At 59.5% G+C, this 18,517-nt stretch carries 13 protein-coding genes; 6 read left to right on the forward strand and 7 right to left on the reverse strand.

What is annotated here, in order from left to right; all coding sequences use genetic code 11:
* The 4 genes from FXO11_RS07265 to ccmI all read left to right on the forward strand — a co-directional run bounded on the left by FXO11_RS07265 (position 1) and on the right by ccmI (position 4,404).
* A complete protein-coding gene (locus tag FXO11_RS07265) occupies positions 1–2,022 on the forward strand; it encodes a heme lyase CcmF/NrfE family subunit (protein ID WP_148862366.1) in 2,022 nt (673 codons plus the stop codon).
* A complete protein-coding gene (locus FXO11_RS07270) occupies positions 2,022–2,558 on the forward strand; it encodes a DsbE family thiol:disulfide interchange protein (RefSeq protein ID WP_148862367.1) in 537 nt (178 codons plus the stop codon). The genes FXO11_RS07265 and FXO11_RS07270 overlap by 1 nt, the downstream gene beginning before the upstream one ends.
* Positions 2,559–3,059, forward strand: a complete 501-nt coding sequence (locus tag FXO11_RS07275; protein ID WP_148862368.1) for a cytochrome c-type biogenesis protein — start codon at positions 2,559–2,561, stop codon at positions 3,057–3,059.
* A 76-nt stretch (positions 3,060–3,135) separates the two neighbouring features.
* Complete coding sequence (ccmI, locus tag FXO11_RS07280) at positions 3,136–4,404, forward strand: c-type cytochrome biogenesis protein CcmI (protein WP_148862369.1); 1,269 nt, start codon at positions 3,136–3,138, stop codon at positions 4,402–4,404.
* Positions 4,405–4,531: 127 nt separating this feature from the next.
* Here ccmI and FXO11_RS07285 read toward each other — a convergent pair whose 3' ends face one another.
* The 6 genes from FXO11_RS07285 to FXO11_RS07310 are packed head-to-tail and all read right to left on the reverse strand — an operon-like array spanning position 4,532 to position 11,536.
* A complete protein-coding gene (locus FXO11_RS07285; RefSeq protein ID WP_148862370.1) occupies positions 4,532–6,283 on the reverse strand; it encodes a BatD family protein in 1,752 nt (583 codons plus the stop codon).
* On the reverse strand, positions 6,277–8,124 hold the full coding sequence (locus tag FXO11_RS07290) for a VWA domain-containing protein (RefSeq protein ID WP_148862371.1): 1,848 nt from the start codon (positions 8,122–8,124) through the stop codon (positions 6,277–6,279). The genes FXO11_RS07285 and FXO11_RS07290 overlap by 7 nt, the downstream gene beginning before the upstream one ends.
* Complete coding sequence (locus FXO11_RS07295) at positions 8,117–9,124, reverse strand: vWA domain-containing protein (protein ID WP_148862372.1); 1,008 nt, start codon at positions 9,122–9,124, stop codon at positions 8,117–8,119. Before FXO11_RS07295 ends, FXO11_RS07290 begins: the two co-directional genes overlap by 8 nt.
* Positions 9,121–9,606: a DUF4381 domain-containing protein gene (locus FXO11_RS07300; RefSeq protein WP_148864829.1), complete on the reverse strand. Its 486-nt coding sequence runs from the start codon at positions 9,604–9,606 to the stop codon at positions 9,121–9,123. Before FXO11_RS07300 ends, FXO11_RS07295 begins: the two co-directional genes overlap by 4 nt.
* 21 nt (positions 9,607–9,627) lie before the next feature.
* A complete protein-coding gene (locus FXO11_RS07305) occupies positions 9,628–10,569 on the reverse strand; it encodes a DUF58 domain-containing protein (RefSeq protein ID WP_148862373.1) in 942 nt (313 codons plus the stop codon).
* A 4-nt stretch (positions 10,570–10,573) separates the two neighbouring features.
* The gene (locus FXO11_RS07310; RefSeq protein WP_148862374.1) at positions 10,574–11,536 is read right to left on the reverse strand and encodes an AAA family ATPase; all 963 of its coding nucleotides are present in this window, start codon (positions 11,534–11,536) and stop codon (positions 10,574–10,576) included.
* A gap of 322 nt (positions 11,537–11,858) precedes the next feature.
* On the opposite strand from FXO11_RS07310, the gene FXO11_RS07315 reads away from it, so the two are divergent.
* Together FXO11_RS07315 and can are read left to right on the forward strand one after the other, a co-directional pair.
* A complete protein-coding gene (locus FXO11_RS07315; RefSeq protein ID WP_148862375.1) occupies positions 11,859–16,739 on the forward strand; it encodes an NAD-glutamate dehydrogenase in 4,881 nt (1,626 codons plus the stop codon).
* A gap of 144 nt (positions 16,740–16,883) precedes the next feature.
* A complete protein-coding gene (can, locus tag FXO11_RS07320) occupies positions 16,884–17,555 on the forward strand; it encodes a carbonate dehydratase (RefSeq protein ID WP_148862376.1) in 672 nt (223 codons plus the stop codon).
* Here can and FXO11_RS07325 read toward each other — a convergent pair.
* Positions 17,541–18,515, reverse strand: coding sequence for a GGDEF domain-containing protein (locus FXO11_RS07325; RefSeq protein WP_148862377.1), 975 nt, complete (start codon positions 18,513–18,515; stop codon positions 17,541–17,543). The genes can and FXO11_RS07325 overlap by 15 nt on opposite strands.
* Positions 18,516–18,517 lie beyond the last annotated feature (2 nt).

The raw sequence follows: 18,517 nt of genomic DNA on the forward strand, positions 1-18,517 counted from the left end.
ATGGTTCCTGAGTTCGGCCATTTTGCGCTTATTCTGGCCCTCTTGCTGGCAACCTTGCTGGCGGTCGTGCCCCTGGTCGGATCGCTAACCGGGCGCTCGGCGCTGCAGGCGTTTGCACGTCCGCTGGCGAGCGGGCAATTCGTCTTTGTCGCGATTGCGTTCGCCGCACTGACCCAGGCGTTCGTGACGGATGATTTTTCCGTGGCCTATGTGGCCAACAACAGCAACAGTATGCTGCCCTGGTATTACAAGTTCAGCGCCGTTTGGGGGGGGCACGAGGGTTCGCTGCTGCTGTGGATCCTGATTCTCACCGGCTGGACCCTGGCGGTTGCCATCTTCAGCAAGCGTCTCCCGACCGATCTGGTGGCGCAGGTGGTCGCGGTGATGGGCATTGTCAGCGTCGCTTTTCTGCTGTTTATCCTGTTGACGTCCAACCCCTTCGAGCGCCTGTTGCCCAATGTTCCGGCTGATGGCGCCGATCTCAATCCGCTACTGCAGGATTTTGGTTTGGTGGTACATCCGCCGATGCTCTACATGGGCTACGTGGGCTTCTCGGTTGCGTTTGCGTTTGCCATCGCGGCGCTGATCAATGGCCGTATGGACGCTGCCTGGGCTCGTTGGACCCGGCCCTGGACCACCGTCGCCTGGTGCTTCTTGTCGCTGGGGATCGCCCTGGGTAGCTGGTGGGCCTATTACGAGCTGGGCTGGGGCGGCTGGTGGTTCTGGGACCCCGTCGAGAACGCGTCCCTGATGCCCTGGCTGGCTGGCACAGCGCTGATGCATTCGCTGGCTGTGACCGAGAAGCGTGGGGTGTTCAAGAGCTGGACGCTGCTGCTGGCAATCATCACGTTTGCCCTGAGTCTGCTCGGCGCTTTCCTGGTGCGCTCCGGTGTGCTGACTTCCGTGCATGCTTTTGCGTCCGATCCCACTCGCGGTACTTTTCTACTGGGCTTGTTGGCTATCACGGTGATTGGATCGCTGGCGCTGTACGCCTTCCGGGCGCCGGTGGTGCATACCCGGGTGCGGTATGGCTCATTGTCCCGGGAAATCTTCCTGTTACTGAACAACGTGTTGTTGATGGCGGCGCTATTGTTGGTGCTGGTAGGCACGCTTTATCCACTGGTATTGGATTACCTGGGCGCGGGCACGCTGTCCGTAGGCGAACCTTTCTTTAATTTGACGTTTAGCCCGGTGGCCATCGCGGTGGCGCTGATGCTGGGCGCCGGTATTTTCTCTCGCTGGAAACGCACCGACGGCGGCTGGCTGGGCCGGCAGTTGCTGTGGCCAGCCGCTGTGAGTCTGGTGCTCGCGCTCGCCGTGCCGCTGTGGCTCGGTGGTCTGGAGCCTTGGGCATTTGTCGGGTGTTTTGCCGCAGCCTGGGTGACCGTGGCAACCTTCCGCGATCTCTGGTCGCGCTCCTCGTCACGCCAGGGACGGTGGTATGGCCTAAGACGGCTGACACGCAGTTACTATGGCATGGTCTTGGGGCACCTGGGCTTGGCCATCGTCATTGCCGGTTCGACAGTGGTCAGCAACTATGGCGTTGAGCGTGATGTGCGCATGGCGCCTGGCGAGGCTGTGCAACTGGGCGATCTGACATTCGCATTTGCCGAGCTGCGGCACAGGGAAGGTCCGAACTACAGTGCGGAGCAGGGCCGTTTCGAGATCAGCCGCGGTGGCGAGGTGATCGCCACACTGTATCCGGAAAAGCGGATGTACCGGGTGCAGCGCAATGTCATGACCGAAGCCGGCATTGACGCCGGCCTGTTCCGTGACCTGTTCGTAGCCTTGGGTGAACCGGTAGGTGGCGACGCCTGGGCCGTGCGCATTCAGTTCAAACCGCTGGTTCGCTGGGTCTGGCTGGGAACGCTGTTTATGGCGGCAGGCGGGGTGCTGGCGATTGCCGATCGCCGTTACCGTATCAAGATCAAGCGCGATGCGCCGGATAAAACGCAAGCGGATACCGGCCTCAGGCAGCCTGGTACCTCTGCAGCGTCCAGCGAAGCAGCAGGAAAAGCCTGATGAAGCGTTCGCTGTTGTTCATCCCGCTTATCCTGGCTATTGCCCTTGGCATCGTGTTATTCGCAGGCATCGGCAAAGACACTTCGACATTGGAGTCAGCGCTGATCGGCAAGCCCGTGCCCTCCTTCGAGTTGGCATCCCTGGAAGATCCGAACAGAACTTACCGCACTGACGTATTCGAAGAAAAAGTTGTTTTGCTCAATGTCTGGGGTACCTGGTGTCCGTCCTGCCGAGTGGAGCATTCCGAGCTGGTGAGACTGGCAACCGAGGAAGGCATGCCCATCTATGGCCTGAACTACAAAGACAATCGCAATGCTGCGCTGGAGTGGCTGCAGAACCTCGGTAACCCTTATGAGCTCAGCCTGTTCGATCCCCAGGGTAAGCTCGGGTTCGACTTGGGCGTCTACGGCGCGCCGGAAACCTACATTATCGATGCCCAAGGCATCGTACGTTATCGCCACGTCGGCGTAGTGGATCGCAAAGTCTGGACCGAGGAGCTAGAGCCTCGGATCAAGCAGTATCGGGAGGAAAGCTGAGTGCGAAACTGGGTGCTGATACTCCTGCTGTGCATGGGTGGTGGTGCAGTCCAGGCGGCTAGCGACACCTATCCTCTGGACAGCCAAGCGGAGCGGGAGCGTTTCAACACGCTGACCAGCGAGCTGCGCTGTCCCAAATGTCAGAATCAAAGCATCGCCGACTCCAACGCGCCGATTGCCAGCGACATGCGGGCAGAGGTCCATCGGCTGATCCAGCAAGGGCAGAGCAGCGATGAAATCATGCAGGCCATGACGTCACGTTTCGGTGAGTTCGTCCGCTACCGGCCGGAACTTGACCAGCGCACGTTTTTGCTATGGTTTACGCCCTTGATTGTGGTGGTGGTTGGCCTGGCGGTCGTGGCGGTGGTGGTGCGTCGGTCACGTCGTTCGGCTGCGGGGGATGCGCCTGTACTCAGCGACGAGGAGCGCCGCAAGCTTGAGGGATGGCTGGAAAATGAACGCGATGGCTCCTCAACCGGCACGCGCAACGGACAACAATGAAACCGCAAGGCGCCGAATAGCCTCCACCCGACTGAGTTTCTCTGATTTCCAGATTTCCAGATAGGTTCACGTATCTATGACACTCGCTTTCTGGCTCACACTCGCAGCCCTGATCGGTCTTGCGCTGGTTTTCGTTCTTTATCCTTTGGTATTTCACCGGCCCGACAAGGCCGCGGTGAACGATATTCGCCACCAGAACCTGCTGGCCTACCGCTCCCGTATGGCCGAACTGGAGGCGGAGCGTGAAGCCGGCAACCTCGACGAGGCGACATACCAGCAGATGAAGGAAGAACTTGCAGGCAGTCTGCTGGATGACGTCACTCATTCCGAACGGGAAGTCGAACGTGTCGGCCGTCGCGTTCCTGGACGGCGAGCGGCACAGGTTATTGTGCTGGCTAGCGTGATTTTGGTCCCGGCGGTGTCACTGTGGCTGTATAACGACTGGGGCGGCGTCGATCAGCTAGAGCAATACCAGACCATGTTGGAGATGCGCCAGACCAGTCAGGATCAGGGTCAGCAAATGGCGCAGCTTGCGGATCAGTTGCGCGCGCGCCTGCTGGATAATCCGGACAATCTGGAAGGCTGGGCGATGCTCGGACGTACGTACATGAATCTGGAGAATTACGCGCAAGCCGCCTGGGCCTACGAACAACTCGCCGGTCAGGTGCAGGACGTGCCCAACGAAGCGGCTACAGCCTGGGGGCTGGCAGCCCAGGCTCGTTTTTTCGAGAGTCGCGGCGCCATGAACGATAATGTGACCGGGGCCATCGCCGAGGCACGCGAGCGCAATCCCGACGAGGTCAACGCTCTCGGCCTGCTCGGCATCAATGCGTTCGAGCGTCAGGCGTACCAGGAGGCTATTGATTACTGGGAGCGGATCATCGCGGTGGCACCGGATCATCCGCAGTTGCCCTCGATCCGGCAGGGCGTCGCTGAAGCCTATCGTCGTCTGGGGCAACCGGTGCCCGAGAGTCTGGCGCAGGCCGAAGGGCCATCCGTCACCGTTCGCGTGGAGCTAGCGGAAACGTTCAAGGACGATATTGCCCCGGACACTACTCTGTTTATATTCGCACGCAATGCAGAAGGCGGCGCCATGCCCCTGGCCGTGGCGCGCTTGACAGCCGCGCAACTGCCGGCGACGGTGACGCTGGATGACAGCATGGCGATGGCGCCGGGCGCCAAGTTGTCCGGTGCGGCAACGGTCATGATCGCCGCGCGTCTATCGCCGTCGGGAGAGGCTATTCCTCAGAGCGGAGATTGGCAGGGTGTCAGCCATGAGCCGGTTAACCTTGATAATTACAACGGCGAGCCGGTTGAGATTGTGATTGATCAGCGAGTGCCCTAGAGGATTCTGGAATCGATGGAGATGGTCCTGAATCCGGTTAGGCGTGTGCTGGATCTAACTGAGAACACCTGAATCGGGTTAACAGGGACTTAAAACAGGAAAGCCTCCTTCGGGAGGCTTTCTGCGTTCAGGCCTTGGCGTCCGGTGATCGGAGACCATTGGGGTAGAGCGGCGCGAGATGGGATTGGCGCGTTGTGCCCCGGCGTTCGCGCAATACCTGCAAGCGCTGGACGAGCTTTTCCGGCGACCAGCGTTCGTGGTCGCCGCCTTCGCCGTAAAGGCGGGCCTGCAGTCGCTCCAGCTCCGCTTCCAGTTCGTTGTCGTCGCTGAAGCGCACGACGTCCGATAGACTGCGCAGGTGCCGGTTGGCAAAGCGCTGGCGGGCCCAGCGCGGCAGCAGACTTAACGTTTGGGCGGAGCCGGCGCGGGCGTTGGACTCCAAATCCGCAAACAGCACGGACTCTGTCGGGTCTGAGGCGCTTGAGGCATCCTCCGGGTCGGCTTCTCGCTTGCGGTTCAGCCACCAGAACAACACGGTCAGCGCCCACCCGGTACCGAGGGCGACAGCGAGCCAGAGCCAGGTTCTGTCCATGGGCGCTGGGTCAGCAGGTGTTTCTGGCCGGTTGTTGTCGGTGGCGGGCGGCTGGGTTTGTTCCGGCTGGCCGGGTTCTTGTGCCGGCGGCGTTGCACTCGCGGCATTGCTGTCCGTAATCGTCAGCGTACGCGCCGGCAACGTGGCGACGCGCTGGCGGTCGTTGACGGTATCCCACCAGGGAATGCGTAGTTCCGGCAAGGTGATCTCCCCGGGTTGGACGGCAACCAGTGCGGTGCTCTCCGTTCGCGAGGAGGTGACCGTGCGACGGTCTACGCTGGACTCCATTTCCGGTTTGTCCGGATAGCTGCGCACGGCGTCCGAGTATTTTGCCTCCAGCGGTGGGAGGGCGGAACCGAGCAACCCGAGCGCATTGAGCTGCAAAGTCCGGGTGATACTTTTGCCGGCCTGGATTTGGGTGCTGCGGTCGCTCCAGGCCTCGCTAAGTTCCAGGCTGGCTGCCGGAAGCCAGGTGTCGCCGGTAAAATCCGCTGGCACGTTTTTGACCGGGACCTGGATGGGGGCGGACTGGTCGCGCAGGAAATTAAGCTGACCGTTATCGCTTCGCGCTTGCCCATTGAATGAGATGCTCCCGATGTCGAGGGTGCCCGGGTTTTGCGGGTAAATGACATAGCGACGTTCGACGACGCGATAGCGGGCGTTGTTACGTACCCGCACATATTCCTGCTGTTCGCCCATGGCTTCGATAAGGGCGTCCTTGTGGCTGGGCTGGCTGAGGTCCCCGCGGATCAGGTTGCCGCGATAGAACAGTCGCACGGTGAGCACCAGTTGCTCCTGCACGTAGACATCGGACTTATCGGTTTCCACTTCCACGAGCGCCATGGGTGCATCGTCATCCGCTGCCGGCGCCTGGCCTGCCAGGACATCCACAGAAATGGGCTGGGAGCGTGCGTCGCGGAACTTCAAGGAAGGGATCTCCAATGTGCCGGTTTGCTTGGGCGCCAGTTCGTAAATCCAGGTAATAATGGCCCGGGCGTCGCCGTTGACCGAGCGCAGGCTGTACTTCTGGTGCTTGCCCAGAATTTCGAAATTCCCCTCCAGGGCAGCCTCTTCGGGGGAAGGTAGCTCCATTTCGCCCAGGTTGAATAGCATGTCCAGGTCCATGGAGAAGGGCATTTCGCCGGTTACGGTCATGGTCAGCGTCTGGTTCTCGTGCAGCTGCGTCCGGTCGACATGAACCTCCAGTCTGTCGTCAGCGGCCGGGACCGTGGCTGTGAACAGCAGGGCGAGGATCAGCAGAATAAGCTGCCGGACGTGGATTACCATGGTGTATCGCCTTCCATTTGTTGTTCGCTACCGCGTTCGCGGTATTGGTAAAGAAATTTGCGCCGCATGAGCCCGGAGGGATCGTCGGGAATGCGCCTGAGCCACTGTTCCTGGCTTTGCGAAAGCTGATCGCCTTCGATGGGCTGCCCTTGCGCCTGGGCGTCGCTGCCGGCCGGTGACACTTCGCTGTCAGTCGCTGACTCGCCCTGCTGGGAGGCTTCAGACGCTTGGCGCTGCTGCTCGCTTTCAGTCTGCTCCGGTGTGCCAGGCTGCTGATCGCTGCCCTGCTGTGCTTGTTGATTCCCGGGCTGGCCGGCTGATTGATCGCCGTCGTTGCCTTGTTGGCTATCGCCCTGATTCTGGGATTGCTGATTGCCCTGAGCCGACGAACTTTGCTGCTGTTGTTTTTGATCGGACGAGCCCTGTTGCGAAGGATTCTGCTGGGATTGCTGGTTGCCTTGTTGTGACTGTTGTTTTTGTTGCTGCTCTAGCAGTTGCTTGACCAGGTCGCGATTGAACTGGGTATCGGCGTCCCCGGGGTCTTTCTCCAGCGCCCTGTCGTAAGCCTGCAAGGCCGCTTGTAGTTCGCCTTTGCGCGCCAACGCATTGCCCCGGTTGTATAGGGCATTGGCCGTGCTTGATTGGGAAAACTGTTTGGCGGCATCGTCGTACTTTTGGGCGCGATAAAGCGCGGACCCTTTCCAGTCCGGGTCTTCCAGTTTTTGCGCGGCGGTGGCCGGGTCCTCGCGTATCAAGGCTTCGGCGCGCTGATCCGGCCGGCTCCAGAGGTCAGCCCAATCTATGGCGTGGGCCGGCTGCGGTATCAGGGGCAAGAAAGCCATTGGCAATAACAGCAGCGCGCCGCGGCGCCAGGCGAGCAGCGCAATGGGTAGCGCCAGCCACAGCACCCAGTAACCGTCGTCCTGCCAGCGCTGTACCGTAAGCTCTCGCTCACTCTGCTGCCAGTCATCGCTGTCGACACTGCGCAGTTCCAGAGTGCGAATATCGCTGTCGTCTAGTGTGACCTGGGCGCTGAGTCCTCCGGTGGACAGCGCAAGATCTGCCAATCGATCCGGCTCGGCCCGGCTAATCACGACATCGTCTCCATCACGGATGAATCCCCGCTTGGGTAGCGGGATGGGGCCACCTTCGCGGGTGCCTACAACCAGTGTGCTCAATGAGTAAGGCGATGCCTGCAAGGTTTCGCGGATGGATTGAAGGTCCGATGCCCGTAGCGCGTCAGTCACCAGCAGAATACGGCCGGGTCCTGGGGCACCCTGTTCCAGCAATTGCTCGGCTTCCTCGATGGCCCGGTCGGCACGGTTGCCGCTGGCGGGCATCATAAATGGGTCGAGGGCACTGAGCAGATTTTCGATAGTGCGGCCGTCGTCGGTCAGCGGCGTGACCACATGGGCATCCCCGGAGTAAACCACCAACGCCGTAAAGCTGCCATCGCGCTGCCGGATGACGTCGCGAATCTTGCGCTTAGCCTGGGTGAGGCGATTGGGCTCGACATCCTCGGCGAGCATCGATAGTGAAAGGTCCAAGGCAATCACCAGGCTGTCGTTCTGCTGCATCAGTGGCGTGGGAGCCTCGCGCCAACTGGGACCGGCCAAGGCGAGGGCGCTGACGATAACCGTTGCGCCCAGCAGGATCCCCGGCCGCTTGCGCCGGTTCTGTTGCTCAAAGGCTTCGCCCAGTAACGGACGCAGCAGGGGTTCGGGAATCACTCGCGCCCATCCGCTTTGTCCCTGGCCCTGATGGCGGAGGATGAGCGGTACCAATGGCAGCAGTAGGAGCAGCAACAGCCAAAATGGCCGCACGAAATGGAAGCTATCCATAGCGGACCTCCGGCACTTTGCGTCTGACATTGCTCAAGATCAAACCCATCAGCACGATGAGAACCGCGGTGCCAGCCGGCCAGTAAAACAGATCGGTGGTCGGGCGATACTGCTTGCCCTCAAGTTCGATCGGCTCAAGCTGGTTGATGTTTTCGTAGATCATTTCCAGTTCGGGCGTACTGCGGGCACGGAAATAACGGCCGCCGGTTTGGTCGGCGATACTTCGCAGCAGCTCTTCGTCAAGGTCGCGGGATGGGTTGACCTTGCGACTGCCCAGAAAACCACGCTGGATCATAGTCTCGGCGCCCATGCCGATGGTGTAGATCCGGACGCCGGCGGCTGCCGCGATCTCGGCGGCTTTGTCCGGACTCACTTCGCCAGCGGTGTTGGCGCCGTCGGTCAGCAGTACCAGCACGCGCTGTTCCTGAGGGCGATCGCGCAGGCGTTTGACGGCGAGCCCGATGGCGTCTCCGATTGCGGTGGCGCGACCGGCCATGCCCAATTGCGCTTCCTGTAGCAGGGTGCGAATGGTTTCGTGATCGAACGACAGGGGCGCCTGGATATAGGGCTGGGTACCGAACAGCAGTAGCCCAAGCCGGTCTCCGTCACGCCGTGCTATGAAGTCGTTCAGCACGTTTTTGACGGCGGTCAGGCGGTTTACCTGGCGCTGGCCGAGGATCATGTCTTCCTCTTCCATGCTGGGCGAGATGTCCACGGCCAGTAGCAGGTCGCGGCCGGTAACGGGCAGCTGCACACTTTCCCCCACGTATTGTGGGCGCGCCAAAGCCAGAACCAGCAGCAGCCAGGCCAGCAGCAGACACAGTATCTGCCAGCGATTACGGGCGTTGCCGCTGCGGCTGACACCCGGTAGATCGCTCATCCAGTGACCAACCGGCAGAGCGGGCGCGGCCACCTGATCAACGTCCTTGCGGTTGCGGCGCCACCACAACAGTGGAAGTAGAGCTAACAGAAGTAGCCAGGGATAGGCCAGTTCTATCACCGGCGACCTCCCAGCCACTGTTCGGCGACCCTGCAAGCGGTTTCAGCCGGCAATTGGGGCGCAGGCGACCAGGCGGCATTGACCAGGGATTCCACTTCGGCTTTATCCAGGGATGGCTGTGTGCGCAACATAAAGTCCGCCCATTGATGACCGCTCAATGTGTGGGGCTGACTCTCCGGATAGCGCTCGCGTGCGCAACGCTTAAGTAGCGCGTTGAGTTCGGCAAACCACTTATTGTCGGCCTGTGCCGTCGCCTTCAGTCCGGCAAGCTCACGGCGCGCGTCGCGAATCCAGCGATTGCGCTGGTGACGACGCCAGAGGACGACGCCCAGCCAGATCGCCAGGGCGAGAACTAAAATAGCCAGCAGCCACCAGCCGGGAGCCGGTGGCCAGAATCCGCCCGGTTCGGGCATGTGGATATCGCGCAGCTGGGCCAATGGGTCGCCCTGGGACGTCGGTTTTGGAGTTACTGCCTGTGTCATCGTGTTCACGGATCGTTGTCTTCAACCCAGGCGACCGCGGGGGCCAAGGATGGCCTTGAGTGCCTGGGCAGGTTGTTGCCCGGTATAGATCGAACTGACGCCCACGCCTGCAAGGCTGAAGCAGCGTTCGACCTGGTGTTCGTGCTCGGCCACTTTGGCCTCGAAAGCCTTCCTGAACGCGTAATTGCCAGCATCGAACCATAGCGGCCCGTCCGGCCCGGCAATGGCGAAACGTCCGCGATCCGGTAGGTGCTGTTCCAGCGGATCGACGATGCGCAGCGCGCTGAGTGTGTTGTGGCGGGCAAGTTGGGCGATCAGGCCCGGCGTCTCAGGTGTCAGATTAATAAAGTCACTGATAATGAAAACACGACTGCCGGTATGGGCGATACGACGTGCCTCACGAAGTGCTTCATCCAGGCCGTTACCGCGCCGGCCCGCGTCCACTGTCCCGTCAGGGCGGTGGTCGTCCTGACGCTGCACCAGGCTGTCCAATAGACGCACGACTGCACGACGGCGCCGGGCCGGGCGAACGATTTCGTACTGGTGGTCCGAAAATACGATGCCGCCCACCTGATCGCCGGCGAACAGGCCAAGCCAAGCAATGAGGCCGGCCGTCTGGGCCGCTCTTACTCGTTTGTACGCCCCTTCACTGCCAAAATACAGCGAATCTCCGAGATCGCAGATCAGCAACAGCGGACGCTCGCGCTCTTCTTCGTACAGCTTTGTGTGCGGTGTCTGGCGCCGGGCAGTGACCCGCCAGTCGATACTGCGGATATCGTCGCCCGGCTGATATTGCCGGACTTCCGCAAAGGCCATGCCGCGACCTTTTTGAGTCGACCGCGCAACGCCCGCTTTGCGCACTGCCACCGGTCGCGAGCCAGGCAAGCGCAGGGCGCGTGCATCGGCTTGCAGGCGAATCAGCTCTGGCAGGTCGATCCGGACCAGGGGCGAGGTATCGCTCATGATGTCAGGCGGCAACCGGCACCCGATCAATCAAGCGCTGGATAATGTCGTCCGGCGTTATCCCATCCGCCTCGGCTTCGAACGTCATCAGCACACGGTGGCGCAGGACATCGAAGGCAATAGCGCGCACATCGTCCGGACTGACAAAATCCCGGCCGTCCAGCCATGCCTTGGCGCGGGCGCAACGGTCCAGCGCGATGGTTCCCCGGGGACTGGCGCCAAAAGCGATCCAGCGAGCCAGTTCGGCATCAAGTTCGGCCGGTTGGCGAGAGGCGAGCACCAGCGCGACAAGATAGTCCTCCACGGCGTCGGCCATGAACAGTTCGCTGGCATCCAGGCGGGCCTGGAAAATATCGTCCGCCCGCAGTCTCAGATCGGTTGGGATCGGTCCCTGCTGGTAGTCTCTGCGCGCCAGGTGGAGGATATCCCGCTCCGCGCCGGCATCGGGGTAGTCGATGGTAACGTGCATCAGGAAGCGGTCGAGCTGAGCTTCGGGCAACGGGTAGGTGCCTTCCTGCTCGATGGGGTTCTGGGTTGCCATCACCAGGAATAGGCGATCCAGGGCGAACGTCTTCATGCCAACACTGACCTGACGCTCCCCCATGGCTTCGAGCAGGGCAGCCTGCACTTTGGCTGGCGCCCGATTGATCTCGTCCGCGAGCACCAGGTTATGAAATATCGGGCCTTTCTGAAATTCGAAAAGGCCGGTTTCAGCTCGGTAGATTTCGCTGCCGGTGACGTCGGAAGGCAGTAAGTCCGGGGTGAACTGAATGCGGTGAAAGTCGCCTTCGATATGTTCGGATAAGGTCTTGATGGCGGTGGTTTTGGCCAGGCCGGGGGCGCCTTCCACCAATAGGTGGCCGTCAGCGAGCAAGGCGATCAACAGGCGGTCGACGAGCTTCTCCTGGCCTATGATCCTTTTCGCTAATTGGGATCTCAGATCCCCGAATATACGCTGTAGAGACATTGAACCTTCCCGTTATTGTCCTGAGCCGGACTCTAAGGCACTTAGATCTGTAATGACCGCGATAGATCCGTGATGACCACAATAGATCCGTAATGACCACAATCGTCATGGGCGTCCAGTGTTTGTAACCTACCAGCAAAAATCAAGGGTTTGACTATGCTATTGGGACCAACCCAGTCTACTGGTTCGAGTCTGGGCCGTGAATGACGCTAGCCAGATAGCACACTAGACATTTCATCGCATACTGGCGGATAAACCCAGCCTGAGACAGGCCGCCGCCGGATTTGTTTATTAACATTCATTCAGATAGTTGGGGTTGCACATGAACGCGCTGACGGTAACCAGCAAGGACCAGTTCCATGACCTGCTGGCCGAAGCCTTTGCTGAGAAAATAAATAAAACGGAAGCCAAGAAAATCAGTGAATTTGCAGTCCAGCATCTGGCGCATTTGCCTCTCGATGAATTGACCTCCCGCCGCTTCGCGGATATCTACGGCTCGGTCCTGGCCGCTTGGCAATTCATTCAGAAGAGAGACTCCGGGGATACGCCGGTTGCCGTCTTCAACCCTGATCTGGAAAGCGATGGCTGGCAGTCGACTCACTCCGTCATCTTCATCCTGCACCCGAATATCCCGTTCCTGATCGATTCCATTCGTATTGCCATTAATCAGCGCGAGATCGGCACCCATTCGCTCTACCATTCGATTTTACAGGTCGAGCGAGACCGCGGCGGCAGCCTGAAGAAAGTCCACGACCGGGACAAAAAGAAGTCCTCAAAGACGGCCTTCGAGGCCATGATTGTGCTGGAGATCGACCGCCACAGTGACCCGGAAGAGCTTCGCGGCCTGGAGAAGGAGCTGCAAGCCGTGCTGGAGGAAGTGCGGATCGCGGTGGACGACTTCCCGCAAATGAAGGACAAGGCGTCGGAGATTATCAAGGAGCTTGATAACTGCAAGGCCAAAGTCGATGCCGACGATCTGGCCGAGGCGCATCGATTCCTGGAATGGCTGGTCGACGATCATTTCACCTTTTTGGGCTACGACGAATACGACTTCGTCAAAGAAAAAGGTGGCATGCTCGTGTCCCAGGTGCCGGAATCGGAAATGGGTATTCTGAGGGTTCACAACGAGCGACCGGTAAAAGTGAAGCTGGAGGAGTTGCCCCAGCGCACCCGCACCGAGATGACCCGCACCGACGTTATCTTTATTTTTGCCAAATCCGCCCAGCGCTCACGGGTGCATCGGCCAGCTTATCCCGACTATATCGCGGTCAAGAAATTCAATGCCAATGGTGAGGTGATTGGCGAGCGCCGCTTCCTCGGCCTTTACACCTCCCACGTCTATCAGGAACGTCCCGACCAGATTCCCCTGTTGCGCCGCAAGGTGAGTGAAGTTCTCGACCGTTCCGGCTTCTTGCGCGACGACTATGCCGGCAAGGAGCTGGATCAGATCCTCACGGTCTACCCGCGCGACGAGTTGTTCCAGATCGAGCCGGACGAACTCTACAAGGTCGCCCTGGATATTCTCTATATTCAGGAACGACGCATGATAAAGATCTTCATGCGCGAAGACGTCTACGGCCAGTTCGTGACGTGCCTGGCGTTCTTCCCCCGGGATATTTACAACACCGAACTGCGCTTGAAGGTCGAGAAGGTGCTGATGGAGCGGCTCGGAGCCGAGGACATCGAATTCGTCACCCACTTCTCCGAGTCGGTATTGGCACGGGTGCAGTTCACCATTCGCGTGCCGCAAGTCGAAAATCGCCAGCTCCCGGTCCACGATATCCAGGATCAGGTGATCGCACTGGCGCAGTCCTGGCGCGACGGGCTATCGGATGCGCTGCACGAAACGCATGGCGAGGAGCGCGGCAACGAACTGATCCGCCTCTATCACAATGCGTTCCCGGGTAGCTACCGCGATATGTTCTCACCACGCCGGGCGGCGATCGATCTGGACCATATCATCGAGGTGTCCGACACGGACCGGATTGGCATGAGCTTTTACCGGGCGCTGGAAGAGGAAGAGAGCACCGTTCACTTCAAGTTATTCTCGCCCAACGAACAGCTGCCGCTGTCCGATGTGATGCCGATCTTCGATAATCTGGGCTTCCGGGTCATTGGCGAACATCCGTATGAGATCGTGGACCGCAACGAGCGTACGGTGTGGATTCACGACTTCTCGCTGCAGGCATACTCGGGCAAAGTTGTGGACATTCATCGCATTCGTCCGATCTTCGAAGACCTGTTCACCCGGGTCTGGTACGGCGAGGCGGAAAACGACAGCTTCAACCGGCTAGTGCTGGCCAACTATCTGGACTGGCGCCAGATCGCGATGCTGCGCTCCTATGCGCGGTATATGCGCCAGATTCGCATTTCCAACAGCCAGACTTTTATTGCCAATACGCTGGTCAACCATGTTTCTTTGGCCCAGACGTTACTCGAATTCTTCGAGGTGCGTTTCGATCCCAAGCGTAATCAGAGTGCCCGCAAGAGCGAGGCTACCCAGCAGCGATTGGAGCTGGAATTCAATGCCGGGCTGGACGAGGTGGACAACCTCAGCGAAGACCGGGTATTGCGCTTGTTCCTGGATCTGATGCAGGCCACGCTGCGCACCAATTACTACCAGCCGGATGCCGACGGCGGTGCCAAAACCTACATCAGCTTCAAGTTCCGGCCGTCCGACATCCCGGATATGCCGTTGCCCCTGCCCATGTTCGAGATCTTCGTCTATTCGCCACGCGTGGAGGGTGTGCACCTGCGCGGCGGTAAGGTCGCCCGGGGCGGTTTGCGCTGGTCGGACCGCTTCGAGGACTACCGTACCGAGATTCTTGGCCTGGTGAAGGCCCAGCAGGTGAAGAATGCGGTGATCGTGCCGGTGGGCGCGAAAGGTGGTTTCGTTGCCAAGCAACTGCCTGACAGTGGCGACCGGGATGCCTTTCAGCGCGAGGGGATAGAAGCCTACAAGACCTTCATCCGTGGTTTGCTCGATGTTACCGATAATCTGCTAGAGGGCTCGATCAAGCCCCCGCTGAACGTTATCCGCCACGACGAGGACGATCACTATCTGGTCGTGGCCGCCGATAAAGGCACCGCAACCTTTTCGGACATCGCCAACGGCCTCTCGGCGGAATACGACTTCTGGTTGGGAGACTCCTTTGCTTCGGGGGGCAGCCAAGGGTACGACCACAAGAAGATGGGCATCACCGCTAAGGGTGCCTGGGTCTCTGTAGAGCGTCATTTCCGCGAGCTGGGCATCAATCCGAGCAAGGACGAATTCACGGTTATCGGTATCGGCGATATGGCCGGGGACGTGTTTGGTAACGGCCTATTGCGGTCCGATCATGCCAGGCTTATTGCTGCATTCAATCATATGCACATCTTCGTCGACCCGTCGCCCGATCCGAAGAAGAGTTTCGAAGAGCGCAAGCGCATGTTCGAGCTGTCGCGCTCGTCGTGGACCGATTACAACGCGGATTTAATCTCCAAGGGCGGGGGTGTTTTCAATCGCAGTGCCAAGTCGATCCCGGTCAGTGCCGAGATGAAGAAGCTATTCGGCATTAAATCGGACCGGGTTCCGCCCAATATGTTGATCAGCCATATTCTGAGGACCCAAGCGGATCTGCTGTGGATCGGCGGCATCGGCACTTACGTCAAAGGCGCACAGGAGACCCACGCCGATGTAGGCGACAAGGCCAATGATGGCCTGCGGATTAACGGCAAAGAGTTGCGCTGTAAGGTCGTCGGCGAGGGTGGCAACCTGGGCATGACCCAGCTGGGCCGCATCGAGTTTGGCTTGAGTGGCGGACGCCTGAATACGGACTTCATCGACAACGCCGGTGGAGTCGACTGCTCCGACCACGAAGTCAATATGAAGATTCTGCTCAACCGTGTTGTGGCTTCGGGCGATCTTACCGAAAAACAGCGCAATAACATGCTGGAGAAAATGACGGACGACGTCGCCGAACTGGTGTTGTTGAATAATTATCGCCAGACCCAGGCCATCAGTCTGGCCAATATGGAAACGTCGTCCCGTCTCGAGGAATTCCGGCGACTGATGAGCAACCTGGAGGCTGCCGGTAAGCTCAACCGCGAACTGGAGTTCCTGCCTGACGAGGAAACCCTGGCGGACCGTAAGGTCAAGAAGCAGGGGCTGACGCGGCCTGAACTGTCGGTTTTGATTTCCTACGTTAAGGGCGATCTCAAACAGTTGCTGATTGAAAGCGACCTGCCCGACGAACCGGGTTTGGCCGCGGAAATGAACAAGGTCTTTCCCAATGCCTTGATCAAGAAGTTCGGCAAGGAGTTGGGTGAGCACCAACTGCGGCGCGAAATCATCGCCACCCAGATCGCCAACGATATGGTTAATCACATGGGGATTACCTTTGTGGATCGCCTGTGTCAGTCCACCGGGGCACAGGTTTCCGCTATCGCTATGGCGTGGATTATTGCCCGGGATGTATTCCGTTTGGATGAGTGGTGGGACAAGATCGAGGCTTTGGATTATAAAGTGCCGGCTTCGCTTCAGCTTGAGCTCATGGACGAGCTGATTCGCTTGGTGCGCCGGGCTGTCCGCTGGCTGCTACGTAACCGTCGTAGCGAGCTTAACATTCAGTCCCACATGGATCGTTTTGCCACGGCCTTGTCGGACATCATCGCCCAGTTGCCGGAATACCTGGGCCACCAGTCCCGCCAGGAATGGCAGAAGCAATACGATGCGCTGGTGGAAAAATCGATTCCGCAAGATGTGGCCGCAGTCGTAGCCGGTACGTCCTATCTGTATGCAGCGCTAGGCATCATCGAAGCCCACGAGACCACCAAGGTGCCGCTGAAGCAGGTGGCGAACCTGTATTACACCCTCGGCGAAAAGCTGAACCTGAACTGGTTTGCTAGCGCTGTGGCGCGGCTGGAGCCTACGTCCCATTGGGAAGCTCTGGCCCGTGAGAGTTTCCGCGAAGATCTGGATTGGCAGCAGCGAGCCCTGACCACCGGCGTTTTACGTCTCAGCGGCAAGGACCGCGATGTCGGCGAGGCTATTGACGAGTGGACATCGCGCCACGAGGTACTGGTGAGTCGCTGGGAGACGATGCTGGCTGAGTTGCGCAGCGCCCGTGAGCCGGAGTACGCCATGTTCTCCGTGGCTTTGCGGGAGTTGCTCGACTTGGCGCAGTCGTCGATTCACTCGCCTCTGGATGATTCAGACCACTAATACGGCTTGCACCTCGCACAATATTTACGTTGAATTTAATCGCCGGTTCTCGCATACGCAGAATCGGCGCACTTTTGAACAGGCATCGGCCGGCTGCTGAATCCGCCGGTACGGTGTACCTCCGTGGCTCAATTCGAGGGAATTATGCGTCGGCTGAATCATCTTTTTGAAAGTAACCGGGCGTGGGCAGACAAGATCAAGCAGGAAGACCCACGGTTCTTCGAGCGCCTTTCCAATCAGCAGGCCCCGGAATATCTCTGGATCGGCTGTGCCGATAGTCGGGTGCCGGCAAATCAGATCGTCGACCTGATGCCCGGCGAGCTGTTCGTCCATCGCAACGTGGCGAATGTGGTCGTGCATACCGATTTCAACTGCTTATCGGTGCTGCAGTTCGCTGTGGATGTGCTCAAGGTAAAGCATGTCATGGTGGTCGGGCACTATGGCTGTGGCGGTGTTAAAGCAGCCCTTAAAGACGACGGTCTGGGGCTGATCAACAACTGGCTGCGGCACGTCCAGGATGTGCGCGACCGGTTTATCCCGGTACTCGAAGCGTTGCCGAGCGAGGGTGAGCAAGTCGATCGCCTCTGTGAACTCAACGTGATGGAGCAGGTGCGCCACGTATGCCAGACCACCATCGTGCAGGATGCCTGGGCGCGTGGCCAGGATCTATCGGTGCATGGTTGGGTTTACGACGTCGCTGACGGCTTGCTGCGGGATATGGGCCTGTGCATCACCAGTACCGAGGAGCGCGACGAACGCTATGAGCGTAGCGTGAACGAACTGGTATCCCGCCCGGTACGTTCATTCGGTTGTTGAGGCTGCCGCAGCGACGCGGACTTGATTGCGCCCGCCTTCTTTTGCGACGTACAGCGCTGCGTCCGATTCCCGAATCCACTGCACGGGAGTGCCGATGCCGTCGTGCATCGGCGCTACGCCCATGCTGATGGTGTAGCGAATCGTGGCGTTCTCGGTGTCTACCGGCGTCTGCTCGATGCTGGTACGGATACGCTCGCTCAGAGCGATGGCGCCATCGAGATCAGTTTCTGGCAAGATCACGGCAAACTCCTCGCCCCCATAGCGCCCCGCCAGATCGGCATGGCGTAGACTGCCCTGGAGTATGGCGGATGTTCTGCGGATGACCTCGTCGCCCGCCACATGGCCGTAGGTGTCGTTGACGGCCTTGAAGTGATCGATGTCGAACATCACGAGTACGGAATCGTTGCCGTAACGGCGGCAGCGTTCATACTCCGCTTCTAGCAGGCTCTCCCAAGTGCCGCGGTTGAGCAGGCCGGTCAGGCGATCGGTCTCGCTCAGCAAGGTGAGTTGGTCGTTGGCTTTCTCCAGCGCCTGACGGCTGGCGGCAAAATCCGTCACGTCGTAGATCATCAGGCACACGAGACGCACGTTGCCATCGGCACTGGACAGCGGACTGATGGTTAGATTCTGGTACATGTACGGCGCGGTGCCGGTAATAGGGCGGGTGTTGCGGAAATGAAATAAGTAGGGCCGCTGCTCCCAGGTGGTAAAAGCCCGGGTATTGAGTAACCGTACCGACTCGACCTTGCGCTTGAGCCAGCGCTCGGGCAAATCCGGGAAATGTTCGAACAGGTTCTTTTCTTTAATGCGCGATGCGGTGATGCCGCTGTGGTTTTCCATGAAGCCATTCCACACCAGCACGCGATAATCCATATCGATGACCACCAGGCCCACCTCAACGGTTTCCAGCATGTCCATCAGCCAGTGGAACTCCAGCATGTCCGATTCATTGACTGCCATGG

This window comes from Marinobacter fonticola (genome assembly GCF_008122265.1).
Lineage (GTDB): Bacteria > Pseudomonadota > Gammaproteobacteria > Pseudomonadales > Oleiphilaceae > Marinobacter_A > Marinobacter_A fonticola.